General features: G+C 58.9%; 18 protein-coding genes. 3 read left to right on the top strand and 15 right to left on the bottom strand.

Going from position 1 to position 21,024, the window contains the following annotated elements:
• Positions 1 to 125 precede the first annotated feature (125 nt).
• The 4 genes from M1D99_RS18930 to M1D99_RS18915 all read right to left on the bottom strand — a co-directional run bounded on the left by M1D99_RS18930 (position 126) and on the right by M1D99_RS18915 (position 7,540).
• Positions 126 to 2,096: a dynamin family protein gene (locus tag M1D99_RS18930; protein WP_458130605.1), complete on the bottom strand. Its 1,971-nt coding sequence runs from the start codon at positions 2,094 to 2,096 to the stop codon at positions 126 to 128.
• The gene (locus M1D99_RS18925) at positions 2,093 to 4,330 is read right to left on the bottom strand and encodes a dynamin family protein (RefSeq protein WP_458130604.1); all 2,238 of its coding nucleotides are present in this window, start codon (positions 4,328 to 4,330) and stop codon (positions 2,093 to 2,095) included. The genes M1D99_RS18930 and M1D99_RS18925 overlap by 4 nt, the downstream gene beginning before the upstream one ends.
• Positions 4,327 to 6,225 (bottom strand): dynamin family protein, encoded by a 1,899-nt coding sequence (locus M1D99_RS18920; RefSeq protein WP_458130603.1) that lies wholly within the window; start codon positions 6,223 to 6,225, stop codon positions 4,327 to 4,329. The genes M1D99_RS18925 and M1D99_RS18920 overlap by 4 nt, the downstream gene beginning before the upstream one ends.
• A gap of 610 nt (positions 6,226 to 6,835) precedes the next feature.
• Positions 6,836 to 7,540, bottom strand: coding sequence for an endonuclease NucS domain-containing protein (locus M1D99_RS18915; protein WP_458130602.1), 705 nt, complete (start codon positions 7,538 to 7,540; stop codon positions 6,836 to 6,838).
• 170 nt (positions 7,541 to 7,710) lie between these two features.
• Between M1D99_RS18915 and M1D99_RS18910 the strand changes: the two genes are divergently transcribed.
• On the top strand, positions 7,711 to 7,950 hold the full coding sequence (locus M1D99_RS18910; protein ID WP_458130601.1) for a YceK/YidQ family lipoprotein: 240 nt from the start codon (positions 7,711 to 7,713) through the stop codon (positions 7,948 to 7,950).
• Between the two features lie 79 nt (positions 7,951 to 8,029).
• Here M1D99_RS18910 and M1D99_RS18905 read toward each other — a convergent pair whose 3' ends face one another.
• Positions 8,030 to 10,051 carry a DKNYY domain-containing protein gene (locus M1D99_RS18905; protein WP_458130600.1) on the bottom strand — a complete coding sequence of 674 codons (2,022 nt, stop codon included), beginning with the start codon at positions 10,049 to 10,051 and terminating at the stop codon, positions 8,030 to 8,032.
• A 109-nt stretch (positions 10,052 to 10,160) separates the two neighbouring features.
• On the opposite strand from M1D99_RS18905, the gene M1D99_RS18900 reads away from it, so the two are divergent.
• A complete protein-coding gene (locus M1D99_RS18900) occupies positions 10,161 to 10,391 on the top strand; it encodes a type II toxin-antitoxin system ParD family antitoxin (protein ID WP_250962202.1) in 231 nt (76 codons plus the stop codon).
• Between the two features lie 2 nt (positions 10,392 to 10,393).
• Positions 10,394 to 10,711, top strand: a complete 318-nt coding sequence (locus M1D99_RS18895; protein ID WP_250962201.1) for a type II toxin-antitoxin system RelE/ParE family toxin — start codon at positions 10,394 to 10,396, stop codon at positions 10,709 to 10,711.
• Positions 10,712 to 10,817: 106 nt separating this feature from the next.
• Here M1D99_RS18895 and M1D99_RS18890 read toward each other — a convergent pair whose 3' ends face one another.
• The 10 genes from M1D99_RS18890 to M1D99_RS18845 all read right to left on the bottom strand — a co-directional run bounded on the left by M1D99_RS18890 (position 10,818) and on the right by M1D99_RS18845 (position 21,001).
• Positions 10,818 to 10,904, bottom strand: coding sequence for a small membrane protein YohP (locus M1D99_RS18890; RefSeq protein WP_442087941.1), 87 nt, complete (start codon positions 10,902 to 10,904; stop codon positions 10,818 to 10,820).
• Positions 10,905 to 10,985: 81 nt separating this feature from the next.
• On the bottom strand, positions 10,986 to 11,249 hold the full coding sequence (locus M1D99_RS18885; protein ID WP_458130599.1) for a hypothetical protein: 264 nt from the start codon (positions 11,247 to 11,249) through the stop codon (positions 10,986 to 10,988).
• Positions 11,250 to 11,309: 60 nt separating this feature from the next.
• Positions 11,310 to 12,416 carry a glycosyl transferase gene (locus M1D99_RS18880; protein ID WP_458130598.1) on the bottom strand — a complete coding sequence of 369 codons (1,107 nt, stop codon included), beginning with the start codon at positions 12,414 to 12,416 and terminating at the stop codon, positions 11,310 to 11,312.
• Positions 12,407 to 13,516, bottom strand: a complete 1,110-nt coding sequence (wecB, locus tag M1D99_RS18875) for a non-hydrolyzing UDP-N-acetylglucosamine 2-epimerase (protein WP_458130597.1) — start codon at positions 13,514 to 13,516, stop codon at positions 12,407 to 12,409. Before wecB ends, M1D99_RS18880 begins: the two co-directional genes overlap by 10 nt.
• Positions 13,513 to 15,099 carry an FAD-dependent oxidoreductase gene (locus tag M1D99_RS18870; protein ID WP_458130596.1) on the bottom strand — a complete coding sequence of 529 codons (1,587 nt, stop codon included), beginning with the start codon at positions 15,097 to 15,099 and terminating at the stop codon, positions 13,513 to 13,515. The genes wecB and M1D99_RS18870 overlap by 4 nt, the downstream gene beginning before the upstream one ends.
• Positions 15,089 to 16,372 carry an NAD-dependent epimerase/dehydratase family protein gene (locus tag M1D99_RS18865; protein ID WP_458130595.1) on the bottom strand — a complete coding sequence of 428 codons (1,284 nt, stop codon included), beginning with the start codon at positions 16,370 to 16,372 and terminating at the stop codon, positions 15,089 to 15,091. Before M1D99_RS18865 ends, M1D99_RS18870 begins: the two co-directional genes overlap by 11 nt.
• Positions 16,373 to 16,374: 2 nt before the next feature.
• Positions 16,375 to 16,782 carry a GtrA family protein gene (locus tag M1D99_RS18860; RefSeq protein WP_458130594.1) on the bottom strand — a complete coding sequence of 136 codons (408 nt, stop codon included), beginning with the start codon at positions 16,780 to 16,782 and terminating at the stop codon, positions 16,375 to 16,377.
• Entirely contained in the window at positions 16,779 to 17,447 is a 669-nt protein-coding gene (locus M1D99_RS18855; protein ID WP_346343478.1) for a class I SAM-dependent methyltransferase, read from the bottom strand. Before M1D99_RS18855 ends, M1D99_RS18860 begins: the two co-directional genes overlap by 4 nt.
• Before the next feature lie 110 nt (positions 17,448 to 17,557).
• A complete protein-coding gene (locus M1D99_RS18850) occupies positions 17,558 to 18,580 on the bottom strand; it encodes a glycosyltransferase family 2 protein (RefSeq protein ID WP_186706652.1) in 1,023 nt (340 codons plus the stop codon).
• 12 nt (positions 18,581 to 18,592) lie between these two features.
• Positions 18,593 to 21,001 carry a phospholipid carrier-dependent glycosyltransferase gene (locus tag M1D99_RS18845; protein ID WP_458130593.1) on the bottom strand — a complete coding sequence of 803 codons (2,409 nt, stop codon included), beginning with the start codon at positions 20,999 to 21,001 and terminating at the stop codon, positions 18,593 to 18,595.
• Positions 21,002 to 21,024: the final 23 nt, after the last annotated feature.

Raw genomic sequence — 21,024 nt, 5'->3', positions numbered from 1 at the left:
TTGTTCCTTTGTCGGTGAAGATTCAGGCCCGACATAATCTGTCGTGCCCGACTCTTAGTCTGGAATCCACAAAATGGATTTGACGTTATTAGCTGTCAGGGGGAAAGGCTTGCGCCGGATCCCTCCTACATCTCTGTTTCAGGCACTTCTGCGGTCAGCCGGACCGCGTCGCTGAGGTCCTCGAATATACGTCGTGACTCCTTGAGCCAGCGCTCCAATGGGGCGGTATCCAGCTTACTGTCGAGTTTGTCGATGGGGCCGAGCATTCGCTCATAAACATCCTTGCCACCAATCTCCAGGCTGTCGAGCCGCAGTCCATTGATGGCTGTCTTTTGCGCACGCATCGCGCTGATATCAGCCTGAATGGCTTCGTCATACATCGAAAAAACTTCGCGCAGACGTCCATCCAGGTGTTGACGTGCATCTCCCTGCAGGTTGATCCGGGAGAAGTACTCCAGAAGCGGCACGTCCCGATAAGCCACTTCGTTGCGCAGGGTGGAGCTGTACGCACTGATCCCGGCAACTGCAATTCCCTCCGATTGCAGGATGTCCTGGACCTCATCCATGACATACCCGATGTCGTCTTCGGACTTGAGGTCGGCCTTCGTCAGAACTACATAGACCGACCGCTGCTCGACGCCGATCTGTTGGATAAAGTCCAGGTCTGAGTCAGGCACTGTGCCGTTGGAATCGAGGCCGATGAGCCAGATGATCACATCGGACTGCTGCGCAAACTGGATAGCCGTACGTTTGTCACCCTGACTGTGTTCGGCCGCTGTCGCCGGCGGGTTATAGCCGGGCGTGTCGATGAAGCAAATGTTGCTGAAGTGCTCGGGGTTCATCTGAACACCTACGCACATGAACGGCATCAGGCTCTTCAAGTCGAAGCTGAATGAGTTGATGAAGGCGTGGGAAATGCTTTTGTAGAAATCCACATCCAGGTTGATATGGCCGCCGTTTGCGGAGTAGCCGCGAATCATCCGCTCGTCAGTCGCCAGCACGTAGCTGGGAATTGCGGTAACTGGCTGCATGCCGACTGCCAGACGCACTTCTGGATCACGGATGAAACTGTTGATGAACTCGGATTTGCCGCTGCTGAAACCACCGACAATGCCGACGATGGTGCGCTCGTGAACGTCTGGAAAGCCTACGAGCAAGGCCAGTTCCTGTTGGATCGACTGCAACATCGTGAGGGCCTTGGCTTCGGCGGCCAGGGACGACTCATGGTCTGCGAACGTCATGTAATCGTTCGCCAACAACTCTCTGAAACGGGTCAGGCCAGCACTTTCCCGAGGGCGAGCGGCGAGCAGCCGGGAGATGAGCTGGAAGCGCGTCCAAGTATCCCCGTGGCGTTGATTCAACGCCTGAAATTCGTCCGCCAGTTGGGCGTGCTGTTGTTGTTTCTCTTCATGGATCTGCTGCAGTGTTTCGTGCACCCTGATGCTGGCTTGTAGTTCCTGGCGGGTCTGTTCCAGCGTTTGTCGTTCACCTTCGAGCGCCTGCCTGGTGTTGGTCAGATCCGCAGCGGTGGCGGCCTGGCGCTCGGTCAGTTGCCCGTGTTCCGTTGTCAGGGTTTCAAGGTGCCTCAGGGTGTTGCGGTGCTCTTGGGTCAGTGCCTCGTGACGCTGATCCGACACTTTGAGTGCTTCGGCACCGGCTTGCAGTTCAAGGCGCGCTTGCTCAAGTTTTTGTTCGAGGACCTGCCGAGTGTCCTCGATGTTGTTACGTTCCTGTACCAGCTCTGCATGCCGCATCGACAAGGTCTCGAAGCGCAGCCGCGCCGTCTGCTGAGCTTGTGCATGCTGGGTATTTGCCTGCACCAGCGCCTGCTGCGCTCCTTGCAAGGCTCGTCGAGTGTCGGTCAGCTCAGCGGCGGTACTGGCCTGACGCTCGGTCAGTTGCTCATGGTCGGCGGTCAGCGCCTCAAGACGCGCTACCGTGCCCTGATATTCGCGGGTCAACGCATCGTGCTGATCATCCGCAGCCTGGAGTGTTTTGACCACACCGTCACGCAGCCGCTTGCGACGCCGAATGAACAATTGGCCGAGCATCTCCAGTTGGCTCATCAGCGCCGGAGGAAACAATTGCGTCTTCATGCCGCCTCCAGTTCCTTGGCCATGCGTTGCAAGCGGTCCAGGGTCAATAGAGCATTTTCTACCTGTTCTTCCAGCTGCTCCATCCGCGCCTGCATATCGTGGAAGAACTCGCGGCCGTAGGAGGGAGGGAGCTTTTCAGCCACGTCCTCCATCAAATTCCGGATTTGCTTTTTGGCTTGTCCCTTGAGGTCATCCAGAAGATGTCGGGCATTGTGCAGGAACTCTCGTGCCTCTTCGTCCAACAGGTAACTGCCAGTGCCTTTGAGTTTTCTCAGTTCCTGGCTACTGAGTTCAAAGGTGGGAAGCTTGAGACGGGCAGCCAGACCTTCGTTGGTTCGGATGATCAACGCCGTGTCCAGGTCATCACCAAGGTGACGCCTGGCGACTGAAGTCGATTCTTTGACCAGATTGTCGCGAAATTTTTTGGTCAGGGCATCGCTTGTGCTTTTCAGGGTGCCTGCCAGACCTTCGGCGAACTCCTCCAGCTCATTGCAGACTTGCCGCCAGTACAGCTTGAATACGGTGTAATGGCGGGTTTCCGTGCCGCCCCCCCAACCCCAATTAGCGAATTTCGCAACGATGCTGTCGCGCACGACCTCTCTGGATTTCTCTTCTTCACTCGCTGATGCACCGACCTCCTTAAGCGTGGAGCGATAGGCAGATTCAAGTTCCTTCGTGAGATTTTTTTTCAGATCTTCGCAAAGCTCTTGTGCGCAATGGGTCAATACCCTATCGAGTTCGTAGGTGCCGACGACCATCAAACTGTCCAGCTTGCGCCGCTGAGCCTTCAGGTCCTCGATATCGGCATTGCGGACTTCCCGATACTTGGCCAGGGTAAAGTTGAGCAAGTCGGCCCGGAACGCTTCAAGTGCCGAGGACTTGGCGCGAATGAGTTCTTCGCGCCGGTCGTCGATAATGCGGTCCTTTTGTGCGCGGACACTGTCAAGCACTGCCCGTAGCGCTTCGGTGTTGGCCAGCAAGTCGAGGTTGCCTCGGCAACGTTCGGCATGCTCTGGCGTAAAGAAATCAGGGTAGTTTGCCTGGAGGTTCTCCCACGCCTTCTGCTCGCCACTGTCCCATTCGTTCTGTTGGTCAAAACGTACAGAAAGGCTGTGGCACATGCCCGAGGTATGCAGGACCTTGCCGGCGCCCTTATCAATCAGGTTGTCGAAAGTCGCACCGATCTCCGGATGCTGGACTTTCAAGCGTTGCAGGGTATCGACCATGTGCGCGCTGAGTGTCTGAGTGATCTTGTCCAACGATCCTTGAAGCGTAGGTTGGCGGGTGTCGCTGCCATACAGCTGGTTGTCGACCTGGCTGGCGATCAACACCAGTTCCTGGACACCCTCTTTCTGGGTGATCCGGCTCATCATCTCGATGTCCTGCTCACTGAGGAACTGGCCGGCAGGGCTGACGATAAAGACCACATCACAGTTCTTGAGCAAGGCTGTCGTGCGTTCCTCGCGGGACTGCACGGGGTCGTTCAAGCCCGGGGTGTCGATGATGCATACGTTACGCAGCGAGTCCAGCGGCAGGACGATATCGACGCTTTTGGTCAACGGCATGAAATTGCCGCCAACGCCGACATAATCCAGCAATTTGTCGGCTAATGACTGAGCATCAGTTGCCTGCAGGCGGCCCAGGTTGTCGAGCGATTTGAAATCGACATTGGCGCTGCAGATGCTCTGCCACTGGTCATGGGCCGCCGCCAGGGCATGCTCCCCTTGCAAGGCTCGTCGGGCGGTTTTCTCGACGTCGGCGTAAAACTGCTCGTCCTCTACGTGGCGGCCACTGCGCTGACGCCGCTGGCGCAATGTTTCGTGGGCGCGAGACTTTTCTTCGCGCAGTCGTTGCTCGTAGCGCAGGGCGTTTTGCTCGATGTTCTTTCGGTCATCCGCGCTGTAGAACTGGACTACAGCGCTGAATGTATCGCCATAGGTCAAGGTGGTCAGCGCCGCGGTCATCGGGGTGGCCGCCCGAGGTAGAATGGCGTGGCCGTCGAAGACCAAGGCGTTGAGCAACGAGGATTTTCCGGCCTTGACCCGCCCCACGACGCCGATCTGCAGCAAACGATTGTCTTCGTCCAACTTGGAGAAGGCTTTTTTCAGATCTTCGCTACGGTCGATGGCGTGCTTGCGTAGCCATTGAGCGATGTCTTTCTCCAGCTCCGGGTTGTACTTTTCCATCCATTGATGGAGGCGTTGATTCAGATCCAGGACGTGCTGTGCGTTCATTGCTGCGACTCGTAAAGGGCTTGTTTGGCGAGTTGTTGCAGTTGTTCTCTGGCGCGGGTGAGTAGCGCGATCTGATGCTCGGCGGCCTCGGCATCGAGATTGCGGCTGGCGACCAATTCATCAATGAGCTTTTGCTTTTCACCGATTTCGCGCTCGAACTCCACGCTGACTTGGGTTACCAGCACTTCCATCTGTTCGGCGAGTAGGACCGGCAGTCGGTCCCGTAACTCGCGTTTAACCGAAGGAATGATTTCATTGGTCACTTTCAGGCGGAGTTGGTCACGCTGACGCCCCTCATTAATGAAAGATAGAATCTGCGGAAGAAAAATGATGGCTAGTTCGATGAGAGGATTGACTACCGACGTAGTGACTGCCAGCACGGTGGCCAGGCCTTGATAGCTCACTTTGGGTAACGGGTTTCCGTCCTTCCAGCCACTTTCTTGCTTCAGTCTTTCCAGTTCGTTTGTATTGCGCGTAGCCAGCGATTTGCTCCAGTTGCCCAGGGCTTCTCCGGTTTTTTGCAGGGTGCGGTTGATCCTGTCGGTGATCTGGTCCAGCCAGTTGGGATTATTGCTGAACTGCCCCATGCTCTTGCCAAGGTCACCCACGGCTTGCGCAAAGTCGGTGACAACGGAGCGACTGAGAATGTCCATTTGCTCCTTAATGGTGCGGGTCATCGAGCTTCGGACCACTTCGGATACGATCCGCGAAAAAGCTTCCTGATTGCCCGCCAGACCGGCGCTGACCAGTTCCGACTGCGCGTTATCAAGTTCACGGCCGACCGCGTTGAGGCAGCTATCGACGGCGCGGTCCAGTTGCTTATCTCGTAGGTCTTCAAGAATACCGTCGCGTTTGCGCTCGATCTGCCGAATGCCGTTGGCCAGTTCGCTCAAGACATATTCATTTTCGGCTTGGTTCTTTTTCAGCGAGGTTAGCGCAAGGTTGATCTGGTTGAGCAGTGAATGGGTCAGGTCCTTCAGTCGATCCTCAAACACTTGGCGAACGATTTGTTCGGGTTGCAGCCGTGCAAGCACTTCGCCCAATCGGGCGTCACCGTCGAGTCCCACCTTGACCAAGGGACGCGTGTCGACAAAGTTGATCCGGATCTGCTCATCGACCAGTTCCGCGACTTCCTGTACTTGTTCGTCCGAGCGCAAGTTGACCTTGTTCAGCAGAAAGGTGAAATCACGCCCATAGGTCTGCAGGTCATCCAGTTGACGCAACATCGACTGAGTGATGTTGCCATCTTCCACGCTGGTTACCACGATGAAGTGCACGCCACGGGGCAAGTAATATGCGATCGCTTTGTTGTGGTTGGCCAATGAGGAGCCGAATCCCGGCATGTCAACCAGAACCAGCGAGGGCGAAGCGTTGAGTCGCGGGTTATCCAGGTACAACTGAAGGTGAGTGAATTCATTGGCGCGCGTCTTGATACCGGCAAGAGCGTTGACGTCCAGGCGCTCACTGCTGCCATCCTGGCGAATGGCCAGGAGATGCGGGTCATTGCTGTAGCGCAACTCAGTGGCCAACTCGGTTTCGGGAGTCAGGCCAATACCCAGGACGTTTTCGCCGAGGAAAGCATTCAGCAAGCTGCTCTTACCGGCGCTGAAGGCACCAATGACGGGGACGAGCAGTTCGGTATGTTCGATATCGTTCTGCAGCCGCGTCACCTCATCAGGCTGGATCGAGGTGTCTCCAATGAGTGGCAAAATGGCTTTCAGATAGTTGAGGTAAGTGCTTTGAGTTTTCAACATAATCGGTACGAATCCTTGCGTAATCAAAAAACGTTTATGGGCATCGTCGTGGTGAGGGGCTCCAGTCGCTTCACAACTTGAGCGCTCTCCATTCAAGACGATCCATTGGCGAAAAGGCTGCAGGGTTGAACGCTTGACCATAACGTTGCCGTTGCCTGGTCTGGATGTTTTTTGTTCCAGTCCAGAGCGAACCTGCAAAGCAGGACATGCCAGTTTCCGTCGGCGTACTCACCTTCAATCCCCACATGTCGATGGCCGTGAATAGATGGGCTGCTTCGAGCGTGTCTGGGATGGATAGAACGCCTCATGCATGGGAATATCTCTCGCTGGTTCAGATGTAAAACAAGACGAGTAAATGTCGAACATGCCGACGACATATTGTGTCGCGCGCGATATCTGGATCGTATAAGCAGCGGTGTGTATCACTCACCGCGAAGTCAGCCGGGTTGGAGCCCGTCGTTCTGCGGCAGGGCAGCGGGGTACAAAAAGAGAGAAGAGGCATGGATAAATCAGAACGATCACAGACATTCGCAACTTCCTTTTGCGTGTAGGCGTGAGTGCCTGCGAGAGAGATCTACTGCACGATATCGGCATGGGGCAGACAAGCTTAAGTTGGGGCTTGTATTGACGATCGCGAAGATCCCCCAGACCGATATGGATGCGATTGTGGCATTTTGCTACCGTTGTTGACTATGCGCCAGATCAACTATTTGCTCGCTACAAACGGAACGGAAGCCACTTATGAGTAGGGTTACTCTTCAATAGAGATCGCCCTGAATGCGAACTGCACTCGATATTGCACCAAGGAAAGATCTGGAATCGCCTCAGTGGCATACCGAACGGCATCGGAAAACTCGCTCGCAATCAGCATTCCACGAGGCCTCTCACCATCTTGCCGGGAATACCAGCCCAGGTAGCGGGCGATCTGACCCACTGCGGAGTCCTTTGCTTGGCCCACCTTCAGCTCGATGACGACCCGGCGCCCCGTCGCGTCCTCTGCAAGAATGTCGACCCTGCCTACTTCGATGTTGACCTGACGATCGATGAAGCGAAGTCCCTTCTCAATAGCATCCAGGTTACGCACAAGATGAGTTTCGACGTCGCGCTCCAACGAGATTGACGTCTCGACGAGTTCTTCGATGTTGGCGTCGTCCTCAACGTCGTACTCATCTGCTTGGCCATCTAGCGATGGGCTCCAAGTGTTCACCCCATGAACCTGGGGGTCGTACCGATAGAAGCGTCCGTCTTCGGATCGATAGAGAAACCGATCGGCCCACTTGTGATGGATGTAGGCCTTAGGATTGTTGACGGCGCAGGCGTAGAGGTGGGCAGTTAGCGTGCCAGGTGTCCATTTACCTGGATAGCTGCTTTCAATGTGATCTTTGATCTGCTTCTTTGTTACACCGCCTGTTGCTTGTTCGACGAAGCTGCGAAGGGCGCCTGCCATTGTGGTCATGCCGAATGTTCCTAATGCTGTTTTTTATATGAATGCCCGGTGAGGCTGAGCTTGGGCCCTCTGTCTGGAGGGTACGTGGAATTCGTTAGTTACGGCCAGGTATGAAGAGTGACTCGCTTTTCACGAACGCGTCTATGCAGCTCCTCGTAAAGAAGTAACAAGGACATCACGTGCTACGGAAAGTAATTCTGCTGGTTCTCTCCACGAGCCTAAGCGGCTGCATGGCCACCGCGATGCGGATGGACTACGACAAGCACCGGTGCCCCTACATCGGCCTGCGCTTTGACTGGTGGCTGGTGGGCACGTCCAAAGGAAAGCTGATTCCTTTCCTGCTGATCGACGCACCGTTCTCCTTGGTGGTCGATACCGTATTCTTTCCCTTCGAATATCAGTACAGCTGCAATCTCTAAGCGACAGAGTTTCTTGGGCGTTGGGGATTTGTGCTGACTGTTGCGTTTGCTTGCGCCCAGGCCGGTCCGCGAACCAGTTCTAAACGCTTGCCACCGGCTGGCCGAGAGACTCCCGATACTGTGCTTCGTCGACCTCGGTCAGGGTTGCATAACCGTCGTAGTAGTACATTCGGTTCCTGTCTCGGGCATAGCGCTCACTCAGGAATTCCAGGGTAGCCAGGTCGATACGCTTGGCGCTGACGGGCCGTCGGTGACAGAACAACTTGCGCGTGCCCAGTTGCAGGAAATCAGGATGGGGCACGCGGACTTCATCGGGGTCGAACGGTACATCCAGCGGCTTGCCTTCCGAGAGGATCAGGGTAGGGCTGACGGCATAGGTGCCGAGAATGCGGGTATCCGAGGGATGTAGGCGTTTTTTCGCTTCGCCGTAGTAATACACCGCATTTTGATCCTGGGCCCAGCCATGATCGCAGGACTCGAAGGTAGCCACATGGGCCTTACGAATCGGTTCGGGAGAATGGTAGAAAATCCGGTGGCAGAACACGATTTTTCCGTCGGTCAGGTAGGGCCCACCGAGCGCGCGGAAGTGCTCCGCGGGTTCTTGGGAAAACCGTTCAGGCACTTGCGTTTCGGCGTTATGAAACGGGATCAGATACAAGCCCTGGGCATCGCCGCACAGGTGCGTGTCGAGCAATTTGAAACTCGCTGCGTCCAACCCGCTGATCGCGCGGCCATGGAAATACACCTGGTCGCCTAGTTCGAATCCGAGACCGATGGCCTGTAGCGGCTGCGTTTGCGCGTGTGTTTGCGCGGCCTCGGTTGTTGCCCGCAAACGGTGCCACCAGTAACCCTCCAACTGCGGATGGGCCTCGAAATAAGGTGCCCAGGCCTCTTGCATGGCCGCATCGATGATCCCGTCTGAGCCCAGCGGGCCGTGCTTGTCGCCTGCCAGCACGGGAGAGTAATCCTGGTCATTGCGACAGAGCTGGGTCACGACGAAGCTTTGCGCGTCGACATCGAGGCGTTTCTGGCGCCTGTAGACGTGCAGGTGATCACGGTAATAGTCGAACCCCAAATGGCGAAAGCTTGGGCCATGGGCGTCACGCATGCGGGTCCCGGCGGCATAGACGAAACTGTCGTCCACGGCAAAATAATCATCCTCGTATTCGCTGGCGCTGGCCACGCGCCCGCATTCATCGAACGTCGGCTGCCAGCACTTGAGCAGGTGGAAATCGCCAACGTAGCGGATGCTCTTGCCGGTCAGGTAATAGGCGCGTTGCTTGTCCTTGGCGTAGCGTTCATTCAGCACGGTGAAGGTTGCCAGGTCGGCATTGTCGATGCGGTAGAAGTATTCGTAGGAAATGCTTGAACCTTGCTGCGCTTGCACGATGATCGACTGTCCGTCGGTGCCCCAGCGTTGGGCGAGCATCTGGAAGTCGTCCGGGTTTGCCACCGGCAGCGGCGTGCCGTCCTTTTGGTGCAGGGGCTTGAAGCCCTTGTAGACCTGATCGTCGATCACTCGATAGGACGGGTGATTGCAATACCGCACCCGCGCCGTGGCGCTGGCGAGACGTTGCCCCTGCAAAAAGATATTCATCCCGTCGCTGAACAGGGCGGACGCTGAAGTCACTGAGGCGGGCGACTCTGGCAACAGGGCCAGGCTGTCGGGTCGGGCCTCGGGAATCTGGCTGATCGCGTACTCGCCGAACCAATAGGCGCCGGCTGCGTCACGCCAGTACTGGTGGCCGAGGCTTTCCAGGCCGTTGTCGAACCGAAACGGCAAGACTTGGAGCGCGTGGTAGCCGTGGCGCGCCCGGTAGGCTGGAAGCAGGTAGTAATCGCGCCGGACGTCGCGCAAGACCCAAGGGCTGCGTCGATGCCGCCAAACCGGCTGACCGGCCAGCAAGGGCGAGGGCGGATAGTGCCCGGCGTTGGCAGCTTGTGCCAACTCGCCGGGGCGTGCGCCTTCAGGGCTGAGCATGATGTACACATCAGGCACTTGCCCGTCGCCCAGCAGCACGCCGTCCATGAACGCGAAGCCTTGATGCCATTCAAGGTTAAGCGGCTCCCAGTCAGCAATAGCCGTGTCTATGTCTGTCATGTCGATGCGACCTGAACGTCTGATGGTTGGCCCCCCGCGAGCTCGCCCCTGGCGAGGCAGGCCCAAGGGTGTATACTTTGGCAAATTTTGTCAAAAAACAGGCAAAGTCATGAGTACCATGAACATCTCGCTGCCAGACGCTCTTAAATCTTTTATAGATGATCAGGTTAGTCAGAGAGGCTACAGCACCAGTAGCGAATATGTGCGGGAACTGATTCGCAAGGATCAGGATCGGCAGCACCTTCGTGGCCTGGTACTGGCCGGGGCTGAGTCGGATCCCACTGCTCCTGTGAATGGCGACTACTTCGAATCTCTACGGGCTAAGGTGCGCAAAGGGTGAGGATGAAGGCGAAACCCGTCATTCCGCGAGCTCTTGCCAGCCAGGATGTAGAGGACGCCATCAACTATTACCTAGGTGAGCAGGCCGAGCAGGCGGCACTCAATTTCATCGACGCCCTGGAAAATGCCTATACGCATATCAGCCGCCATCCGGCATCGGGTATGTCCAGGTACGCCCATGAGCTGGATATTTCCGGATTACTCTGCTGGCCGCTGAAGCGTTATCCCTATTTGGTGTTCTACGTAGAGCGCAATGAGCACATTGACGTATGGCGAGTTTTACACGCCATGCGGGATATCCCTGAATGGATGTCGTCATGAAGCAAGCGAAACGTTTGGCCGCAATGACGTAGCCCAATCTGCAAAGATTGGGCTTTTTCACGTCTGAAAAAAATGAACACCAAACCAAAGACCGCCGCCGCCACGCTCAAAAAATGAACTTGAACAGCGCAATCACCACGATCAGGCCAATCAGGAAAATGATGCCTACGGTGCCGCCAAGGAATTTCAACATAAGAACGCTCTCATCGGATGGGCTTAATCGTCTAGACCGCCACCGATCACGCGCGTTTCGTCGAATATTCAGTCGTGATGATCAATGGACCGCAAAAGACCTCGGCACTGGCACATGCTCGAATTTCGAGATGGTCTTGATCCAATAGCGACGATAGTCCGTCTGGTCCGGCGCCAGCGGTGCGTGGCTGGACCACGGATGTTTCTCCTTCAGGCGGGCGCGGTACGCTTCCCATTCTTTCTGTTCGGCCACTTCCCGGGCTTTGCTCCGGTCGTCGAACCAGCCCAGCACGTAAGCTTCGCCCTGATCCGTGCCGTGCGCTATCAGCAAATAAATTTCTGTCATGACTGACCTACCGTTCCGTCCTGCGCCCCAGTGGTGGGGTCTTATCCGGGGTATCGGCCGTTATGGCGCGTGTTTGAGGTTGATAGCAGAAAAACGCTGGGCCCAACGATGGGCGTCACGAAACTGCTGAACAGCCGAACAATCGCTTTGACTGGCGAGCGCTTCGACGACGGTTTTGCGCAAATCGGTGCCTTCCTCCACGATCCAGACGCCCGGCTCCCGGTCGCGCAGGGCCATTTCACCGAAGCGAGTGGCAATGACAGGCAGGCCGAGGGCGCGGTACTCGTAGTATTTGATCGGGTCGACCGAGGCCGTCAGGCGGTTACGCTTGAACGGGATCAAACCCACCGAAAACCTTGCCATGGCCGCGATTGCACTGGCATGGGAGCACTCGGGGAGCAGCTCGATGTTGGCCGGCAGCATGCAAGGCGCGGGTGTGAAGACGGGGCCGATCAGCCGGACGAGATTGCCAGGATTGGCCCGTGCCAGCGCGATAACCAGGTTCCAGTCGAACCAACGACCCAGCGTGCCGACATAACCCAGCACCTGCTGCTTGGCACCCAGGTCCAGGCGCTCGACCGGCACCAGTCCATGCAGGTCACAGGCGTTGAGGGCCAGTGCTACCGGGGCGGTGATGCCCAAGAGTTTGTCGCGAAGTGGGTTGGACGACGCCAGTACCGTGCCCACCCGTTGAATGAGCTGCGCCTGGCGACGTTCCATGGACCTGCGTGACAGGCCCCGGTAAAAGGCCGGGAAATCGTCCATGGCATCGTAGACGGCGGGGCTTTGGGGAGTCAGCGCCAGCAACTGCAAGGCCAGTTCGGAAGGTTTTCCCACACAGATCATGCAGGGCCCATGGGCAGCAAATGCCACGGCCTCGCTGAACAGGTTACGCCACAGTCGCTTGAGCAGCATGGCTGAGCCTGGCAGGGGCTCGATGGGTAAGCTACGGGGTTTGCGGACCTGCAACCAGGGTGGAACGCTGGTGCTTTGCTGATCGGCGACGGGCGGCTTGCCCCTGAAATCGTTCAGCGTGGGTAAGCGTGTCGGGTACGGATCGATCCAGAGCACCGGCGCCCCGGTCTGGCGGTGATACCAATCGACGAAATGATGGGGGCGCTGGCTGAAGCTGGCCCATGGCAGCGGCGACAGGTAAATCATGCGCATGGCTGGAAGTACTGCCTTAACACATCGACGATACGTGCTGCGGCCTTGCCGTCGCCATAGGGAGAAACCCCACGTGCCATGACTTGGTAAGCCTCGGGATCGTCGAGCAGGCGCTGTGCCTGTTCGACGATGAGGTCCCGGTTGGCGCCCACCAGCTTGACCACGCCGAGGTCGACCGCCTCCGGGCGTTCGGTTTCCTCCCGCAGCACCAGCACGGGTTTGCCCAGGGCCGGGGCTTCTTCCTGCACCCCCCCGGAGTCACTGATGATCAGGTACGAGCGCTTCATTGCCGCGATAAACGGCGCGTAATCCAGTGGTGCGCAGAGGAAGATGTTCGGGGTCTGGCCGAGCAGTTGGTGCGCGACCTCCTTGACGTTCGGGTTGGGATGGACGGGATAGAGGATCTGGATGCCCGGGTTCCGTTCGGCCAGGTGCTTGAGGGCCTGGCAGATATTCTGGAACGGTTCACCGAAATTCTCCCGCCGATGGGAGGTGACCAGCACCAGGCGTTTGCTCGCGTCCAATGGGACAGTCAAGGCGCAGTCCTGTGCCGCGGTCATCAGCAGGGCATCGATCACGGTATTGCCGGTCAGGGTGATATCGCTGGCGCTGACGCCTTCGCGCAGCAGGTTGTCCACGGCGCCCTGGGTGGGCGCGAAATGCCAGCGAGTGAGCTTGCCGGCGATGACCCGGTTGGCTTCCTCGGGGAACGGATTGCAGAGGTCCCCGGTACGCAGGCCCGCTTCGACATGGCCGAAGGGAATCTGCCGGTAGAAACACGCCAGGGCGGCACTCATGACCGTGGTCGTGTCGCCTTGAGCCAGGACGACATCGGGTTGCTCGGCTTGCAAGACGTTGTCGAGTTCGAGCAGCAGGCGAGAGGTCAGGGCCGCCAATGACTGGTTGGGACGCATGATGTCCAGGTCCAGGTCGGCCGTGATTGCGAAGCCGTCCAGGATCTGGTCCAGCAGGCCTCGGTGCTGGGCGGTGGCGAGCACCCGGCAAGCGATATTCCTTTCGGCCTGGAGCGCCTTGATCACGGGCGCCATCTTGATGGCTTCCGGACGCGTACCAACGATGCAAAGTACCTTGTGGGTCATGCCTTTTGATGTCCTATCGTGGTGGCAAGTGAGCGGGCTATCCGGTCCGCATTGGCCATGAGGGTCAGTGTGTGGGACTTTTCGGTGAGCCTGGGCAAGCAGGCACCGTCGACAACATGCACACCGGGCAAGCCGGCGACTTCGCCAAGGCGATCGGTCTGCCCGATCCGGGGCGTCGCGTGCATGGGCAGCGTGCCGGCATAGTGGATATCTGCCCCCGGCCTGCCGACGGTGAAGCTCATGGGCATCAACAGCGCGCCCATTTTCCAATAGATCCGGCGAAGCTTTGTCTCGGCAGTCTTCATGAGTCCGGGGAGTTCGGGATGCACGTGGCCGTTGATGCTCAACGAGCCATCGGGGCGCAAGGCCGCCGTGTTGTGGGACAGGTGCCCGGGCAGGAAGAGGTTCCCGACGACGCAGGCACTGAGCAGGTTTTTCAGCAACTCGATGCTGTAGCGTTTGCTCAGGGGGATCCGGTTGACAAACTCGGTCATGGGCAAGCCTGTGGTGTTGAATGTCGAGCCGAAAGCCGTCGCACCGGCCGTCAGCGCCAGGGTGAAGGATAGCTGGCCCAAGCCAAATGCCGGCGCCCTCGGGGTGCCGAGCATTTTTGGCAGCCACAACAGGAAGGCCGCTGTCGGCGATGACAGCAGCGGTATCGGGGCCGAATGATTCAGGCCCTTGAGGGCGAGTCGGGTCGAGGCCAGGGTGCCCGCCGCCAGCAGCAGGCGTGTACCGCAGAAGCGCCGGGAGGAGCGATGATGGGTGACCGCCCATGAACCGTCCTGTTTCTGCAGATCCTCCACGAGGAAATCCTGGACGTGCTGGAATCCCGGGTACTGCTTGAGTTTTTGCAGCTCTTGCGACGCGCTGTACAAGGCTTGGTTGTGACAGCCCCACAAGCAGTTTCCCGACAGGTCGCAGGCCTTGCGCGCGTCCAGGGGCTGGCTCAAGACGGCGACCCTGGAGCGGCCAAGGCGAAACCCCTGCTCGGGATACGCCGAACGACGCCGGGCGTACTGATCGAGCAGACGTTGGTGCAGGGCATCCAGCGGCAGCGGCGGTTGCGACCACTCATCGAGGCCGAAATAGCTTGAAAGATCATCGTCGATCCGGCCACTGATGCCGATCCGGCGGGCGACGGTTTCGTAGGACGCTTGCATCTCGGCATGATCGATGGACAGCCCGGCTAAGTCGCTGGCACCCAGCGTTGCCACGCCGCAGCCCCAGGCATTGGACAAGCCGCCGGTGGCCAGGGAGCCGACGCCGATAAAGTTGTCGGTCTCGATGCGATTGCCGGCGCTGAATCCTTCGAAGACATGGGCGTGGGTCGGTGTCTTCAGCTTGGGCGATACCGCATCCAGTTGGTTCAAGGCGTGGAAGTTATCGCCAATCATCCATTTCCACTGATGCGCGTCGTTGGCCCTGGCGCTGAGGAACGGGCGGGTTGGCAGCACCGATGAACCGATGCTGGCCTGGGCATCGATCATGAGGACTTTCAAGCCCGCCTTGACCAACGGATAGGCCGCCGACGTCCCGGCCGGGCCACTGCCGACAATGATCACATCGAATTCAGGCTTCACGGTGGGCTTCACTTTCACGCAGCAGTTGGCGGGCAAAGGGCCGGCCTGACAACGCCGCTAGTTTCCACGTCAACGCTTTGATCGCGGTGAGCCCCAGCGCAACCAGCGTGGCGACAGGGCTGCGCGATTGTTGGACACCGAGAAACACCTGGGCGCCCTGGGGGCTGGCTTCGGCGATAGCGAGTGCAACCTGCAGGCGCCAGGCCAGCGCCTGGCCGTCGGGCTTGCCCAGGACGCCGGGGGTGTCCAGCAGCGTCAGGAGTATCGGCCAGCTCATCAGCAAGCGTGAGCTAATGACGGGGCGGGTTTTCCCCCCACGCTCCAGTGCCCTGACATAGCGACTGACCAGGCTTCTTTGCGGCGGGCGCTTGAGCAGATAGTTCAAGAGAACCGTGGCTTCCTGGAGAAGCCCGCGACGTTGCCCCCGGCCGGAGCGATGCATGCCGTGGGCGAGCGGGCGCAGTTGAACGCCGAGTTTTTGCAGGGAACGCTCACTGTCCATGGGCGGCAGGTGGATGAGGGAAAAAATCCGCTCCAGGCCCAGCTTCGCGCCCATGGAGTGCCCCAGCAACCGACGCAACAGCCTGAGCAGTACCACCGGCAGGGGAATTGGCAGGCGAACGGCACGGACCCGGTGCGCTGCAATCGCTCCCAGGAAGCGGTCGAAGGCAATCGGCTGCATGGCGCCCAGGTTGAGGATTTCGGCACAAATGTCGTCCCGCTCGACGACGGCCAATATCGAGGCCGCGAGGTCATCGACATGGATGGGTTGTACGCATGGCGCTGGCCAGAGAATCGGAATGAACGGACTTCGGCGAACCAGTCCCGACAACAGGCCAAAGAGGCCGCGTTCGGGACCACCGTAGACTTGCCCGGGGCGGATCACGGTGCCCCCGGCGGCCAGCACATGCTGTTCGATGCGCCACTTGGTCCGGCCATAAACGCTCGGGGCCGTGGGCTCGGCGGTTTGGCTGGAGATGAAGATGAACCTGGCCGAGCCTTGTTGGGCGCATCGGATCAGCGCCAGGGCCGCGTTGACTTCATCGTCCGCGTCGTTGGCGGCACCGGTCGAGGTGTCGGCCGCCAAATGGATCAGCGCCTGAGTGCCGGCCGGGCATTCCGGCGCCGGACCCCGCAGGTCATAAGGAAGCCAGGCATAGGGGGCCGGGCCCGGGTGGCGGGTGGCGCAAATGACCTCGTATCCCCTTGCCGTCGCGAGGGCGGACAAATGTTGCCCGATGTAGCCTGTCGCGCCGGTTATCAATAGCTTCATGGTCATGCGCCTTCGGCTCGGTCAGTGGGGACCGGCGGGGGCGTAGTGGAATGAAACACGAACAGTTTGCTGATCCAGTAGGTCAGGGCCACGCAGATCACGTCGCAGACAAATTTCACCGGGGCGGGGCTGTCGACGACATACAGCCCCACGCTGAACAGCGCTGAAGCGACCGGGATATTGATGGCGAGCAACGAGAAATAACGCAGTGCTTGGGCCTTGCTGCTGCCGTGGGTCGACTGGAACGTGAAGTGTCGATGCAAAAAGAACGCGAACACTCCGGCCACGCCTTTGCCGGCAATGTTGGCCAGGACGGGGTGACCGTCGACCAGCGCGATCAACAGCAAAAAGGCGCCCATGTCCAATGCATAGGCAATGACCTGGATGGCGCCATAGCGGATAAAGGTCAAGACGTCCTCCGGATCACCACGATGTGATGCAGTGCCAACAGTCGCCTCAACGGATGCAGCAGTTTCTCCACGACCTTGAGCACGGGGATCAGCGCGTCAGGCAACAACTGGCGAAAGTTCAGGCCGCCGGAAACCAGGTAGCGCAGATAGTTGCCGCAGATTTCCTGGTGGACGATTTCCAGGCCTGGGTGCTTGCGCTCGAACGCCTGTCTGTCGCGCACGAAGACGATGTAGCTGAGGGCCTGGTTGGCGCCGTTCATGGGGCCGGTCGAGGGTGTCTCCCAAGACGGGAAGTGCATGTCGAAGCCTTCGGACTTGAACAGGCGTTTATAGAGAAAAGCGGCAAAGGGTCCGTGAAAGGGCTCGATCAAAATGGCGCCGCCGCCGACCTTGAGCGTTCTTTCCAGCTCCGTGAAAAATTGCTCGGGGTGAGGAAAGTGATGAAAACAGTTCTGGCCATAAAAGGCCCTGACCGAATGATCGTCCAGGCTCATTGCTTCGGCATTGAGCGCCATGTCCAGTTGCTCGGTGGCGACAATATCCGTGGCCAATACTTCTGGGTACGAATCGCGCATGGGCGCGATGCCCGCTCCCAACTCCACCTCAAGGCCCTCGACCTTGAAGTAGCGGTCTGCCAGGCGATGAAACCCGTGGTGAAATTCCACGAAGACTTCCCGCAGCATTCGCTTGCGTTCAAGCACTTTGCCGTGAAGTGCGAGGCGTTCAAGGCCATCGACATCCAATGCCTTGAGCGACGGGTCCGATAAAAAATCCCTTAGCGCTTTGATGAGTTTTCTTCCCGCAATGACGTTGCTTTACCGCGCCTGGATTGCCGTGGCCGGCTGGGTACCGAGGCGATGTCGTAACCGAGGAACGCCATGATCAACTGCAACCCCATGAGCATGGGCAGGGCGCTGAGCATCACGGTACCGGCGGGCGTCGCGACGCTATTCTGCGCCGATTCATACCAGTGATAACTGCCGAAGAAGATGCCGAACAACAACATGAGGATGCCGATCGGCAGCTCGATCGACGCCAGCGACATGTCGCGTAAATAGTAGTTGTAGAGCACGCGCTTGGTGAAATTGCGCAGGTGCTTGAAAAGAAATTCGCCCACGATCTTCGAAATCTTGAGGTGGCTGACTTCGTCGCCGTAGCGGGCCTCCATGGGAATGTCCACCACGACGGCGCGCACCGTGTTCAGGCGGAACAGAATGTCGGTCTCGAAAAAATAGCGCTGGCTGACCTTGTCCAGGGGTAACAGCCGGGCGACGTCACGGTGGATCGCCGTGTAGCCATTGGTGGGGTCGAACAGATCCCAGTAACCCGTCGACAGTTTGGCCATCAGCGATAACACGGCGTTGCCGAACAGGCGCAGCCGCGGCATCGATTGCACTTCTTCCAGGTTGAAAAATCGATTGCCCTTGGTGTAGTCGGCTTCACCCGCCAGGATCGGCTCGATGAACAGCGGGATCAGCGTCGGGTCCATCTGACCATCCCCGTCGACTTTGACGATGATACTGGCACCGTCGGCGAGGGCTGCCCGATAGCCGGTCATGACCGCACCACCGACGCCTTTGTTGACGTCATGGGGCAGCACGTTGACCCGGGAGTCGTTACAGGAGGCCTGGACATGCCCGCCTGATCCGTCCGGGCAGGCATCGTCGATGACATAGATGCGCCAGACCTCCGGCCCTATGGCGTCGATGACGCCGACAATGTGCGCGGTGACCCGATAGCTGGGGATGACGACGGCGACTCGCTGTTCATCCGTGAAAAGCTCGGTTTTTGAGTTCATCGATATCGCCCACTATTGCCTGAATGAAAGTGACCTGAATGCCACGGGAGTGTCGGTATGCCCGGACGCATAGATGATCGCGGACGTGGCATTTGCAGGGGCAACGACGCTCATTTCATGGGTCTCCCATTGCGTGGTGCAGTCAAATGTCTCGATGCTGGCGGTGATGAAATCGCCTTGGTCGTCCATCCAATTGGCCTGGATTCTGCCGGTGGTGGCCGTTGTTGCGCAGCGTGCGGACACGCTGTTGATGTACGTCAGTCCCGGTGTCACTTCGACCCGCTGCGTGGCCGGTGTGTTGACGTTGACGGTCAGGATCTTGCGCGCCGCGTCATACGCCGAGGGTGACGTCAGGCTCCAGCCTTCGAGGCTGGACAGTTCCGGGTTGAGCAGGTGTTCATCCTGCGTGACGTTGAGCTTGCGCAGGTCCAGGTCACCCAATCTGGCAGACGACGTGGACACAGCGAGCAGCCGATCGAGAGGCGCCTGGGGAAGGGATTTGAGGTCGATCAGCAGCCAGTTCACCTGACGCCGGCGCAAGCGCTGGGTGAGCGCCGAGGGTGAGGCCGCCGCATCGAATTCTTTTTTCCACTTCAGGTTGTACCAGGATGCGTAAAGGGCATCGCCGTGCAAACCGGCCATCAGCGGCGACGCAAAGACCGCCACGGGCTGACCACCGCTGTTCAAGGCGTTGACGGTGTCGACCATTTTCCGGATAGGCAGGCGTTCCAACAGATAGGCCTCCCGACCTGCCTGGCTCAACAGTGCCGAGGGGTTGATGTCGCCGTAATAAGTCGCGGCCTGAATGAAACGGGTATTGGCCAGGACCAGCAGGGCACCGGCGACGATGGCGAGGCTGCGGGGGAAAACCCTGGCGTCGGAGAAGGGCAGGGCCAGGATCACCGAAAACAGCGCGAAGGACGGGAACACATAACGCAGGTAGGCCGTTGAGTGGAACGTCGTGAACATCGCGCCGGCGCCAACCAGCAGAATGCACAGGGCCTTTCTGTTGCCGCTCAACAGCACGGCGACGGCGGCCGTGGGCAGCAACAGCCACTGGAAGCCGGCCGCACCGACGCGCCCCTCGATGAACTGGGGCGACTTGAAGACCATTCGATAGAGGGTATCCCAGGTCATCCCGGTACCGAACGTGGCCGGCGGTTCGAAATTGATGTCGGGCCAGAGCGGCGAATGGAAGATGGCGTTGAAAAACGGGAACACCGGGTTGCCGGTCAAGAACCCGGCGCAGAGGTAGGGAGTGGCGCCGGCCAGTATCAGGCCGGCACTGCCCAGCAGGAGCGTCTTGACGATGCCTGGCACAACCCAGGCCTTGAATTGCACCAGCAGGATCACCAGCAGGACCGGCAGGACGCTCAGCGTCACGGCCTTGGTCGCCAGGGCGAAGCCCAGCAGGACGCCGGCCAGGAGCAGTTGCGACAGGCGTTCCCTGGGATCCGGCGTGAAGCTTGCGACCTTCAGGATCGCCAGGGTGCCGGCCAGCATGAAGGCGGTCCACGCCGACTCGATATGCAGGCTGCTGCTTTCGGCGAAGGCGAGGGGTGTTGAGAGGAAGATCAGGCTTGCCCAGCGGGCACTGGTGGCGGAGCCTCCGGCCCAGAGGGTCATGTTGCGGATCTGCCACGCCAGCAGCAAGGTGAATGCGCTGTTGCTCAGGCGCGCTGCCGTTTCGCCGGCCAGCATATAGACGATGCTGTAGATCCAGTCGGCCAGCATGGGCATGACGGCCCACACGTAGGTGCTGGCATCGAATGACCATTGATGTCGCTGGGCCAGGTGTGAAGGGACGAACAGGTGCATGGCCAACGCGTCATGCCCGACCTCCGGCATGAAGGCGACCAGCACGTAAAGGCAGGCAAAGCCGCCGATCAGGACGTCGAGCCCGGTCTGGAGGGGTGTGTGTGCTGAGTGGGTGGCCTGGATGTGCCGCGGCAGTTCACGCCATAACCCGGTGACGTGCTTGTGCCCCAGTAGCAGCGGCAGCGACAGCATCGCGCCATATAGCCAGGGGTAGTTGATCGGCCAATACGCGGCCAGGCCCGTTAGCGTGCCGAACGTACCGGCACCTACCAGCAGATGGACACTCCAGTCGGCAGAGGCTGCTTGCCCGAGCATCCACCTGCCGAGCACCGTGGCAGACAGCGCGAAGACTACGACCACTATCACCGGCCAAGCTTGCGCGCAGGCAACGGCCAGGCACGCCAGTAAACCCAGGCAAAGCATGAACGGTGGCTTGCGAGTGAAGACGGTGAGGACGGCGAGGACTGCCACTGACAGCAATATCGTCCGGCTACTGCTGTTCATGGACGCCAGTTCAAGCGTCGAAAAACCGTACACACCGACCACCGCACTTGCCAGCAGAACCAACAGCACTACTGCATATTTCAGGCTGAATCTGGGCAAAATATCGTCTCGGTTAAAGGGAC

Source organism: Pseudomonas sp. R3-41 (genome assembly GCF_054161485.1).
Note: the sequence above shows the minus strand (reverse complement) of the source record. Positions and strands in the feature narration are given on the sequence as shown.

Excerpts from the sequence above, each read along its gene's own strand:
- M1D99_RS18865 (WP_458130595.1), bottom strand. The coding sequence starts at position 16,372 with ATGAAGCTATTGATAACCGGCGCGACAGGCTACATCGGGCAACATTTG.
- wecB (WP_458130597.1), bottom strand. The coding sequence starts at position 13,516 with ATGACCCACAAGGTACTTTGCATCGTTGGTACGCGTCCGGAAGCCATC.
- M1D99_RS18900 (WP_250962202.1), top strand. The coding sequence starts at position 10,161 with ATGAGTACCATGAACATCTCGCTGCCAGACGCTCTTAAATCTTTTATA.
- M1D99_RS18905 (WP_458130600.1), bottom strand. The coding sequence starts at position 10,051 with ATGACAGACATAGACACGGCTATTGCTGACTGGGAGCCGCTTAACCTT.
- M1D99_RS18895 (WP_250962201.1), top strand. The coding sequence starts at position 10,394 with ATGAAGGCGAAACCCGTCATTCCGCGAGCTCTTGCCAGCCAGGATGTA.
- M1D99_RS18930 (WP_458130605.1), bottom strand. The coding sequence starts at position 2,096 with ATGAAGACGCAATTGTTTCCTCCGGCGCTGATGAGCCAACTGGAGATG.
- M1D99_RS18920 (WP_458130603.1), bottom strand. The coding sequence starts at position 6,225 with ATGGTCAAGCGTTCAACCCTGCAGCCTTTTCGCCAATGGATCGTCTTG.
- M1D99_RS18880 (WP_458130598.1), bottom strand. The coding sequence starts at position 12,416 with ATGCGCATGATTTACCTGTCGCCGCTGCCATGGGCCAGCTTCAGCCAG.
- M1D99_RS18850 (WP_186706652.1), bottom strand. The coding sequence starts at position 18,580 with ATGAACTCAAAAACCGAGCTTTTCACGGATGAACAGCGAGTCGCCGTC.
- M1D99_RS18925 (WP_458130604.1), bottom strand. The coding sequence starts at position 4,330 with ATGAACGCACAGCACGTCCTGGATCTGAATCAACGCCTCCATCAATGG.
- M1D99_RS18890 (WP_442087941.1), bottom strand. The coding sequence starts at position 10,904 with ATGTTGAAATTCCTTGGCGGCACCGTAGGCATCATTTTCCTGATTGGC.
- M1D99_RS18915 (WP_458130602.1), bottom strand. The coding sequence starts at position 7,540 with ATGACCACAATGGCAGGCGCCCTTCGCAGCTTCGTCGAACAAGCAACA.
- M1D99_RS18885 (WP_458130599.1), bottom strand. The coding sequence starts at position 11,249 with ATGACAGAAATTTATTTGCTGATAGCGCACGGCACGGATCAGGGCGAA.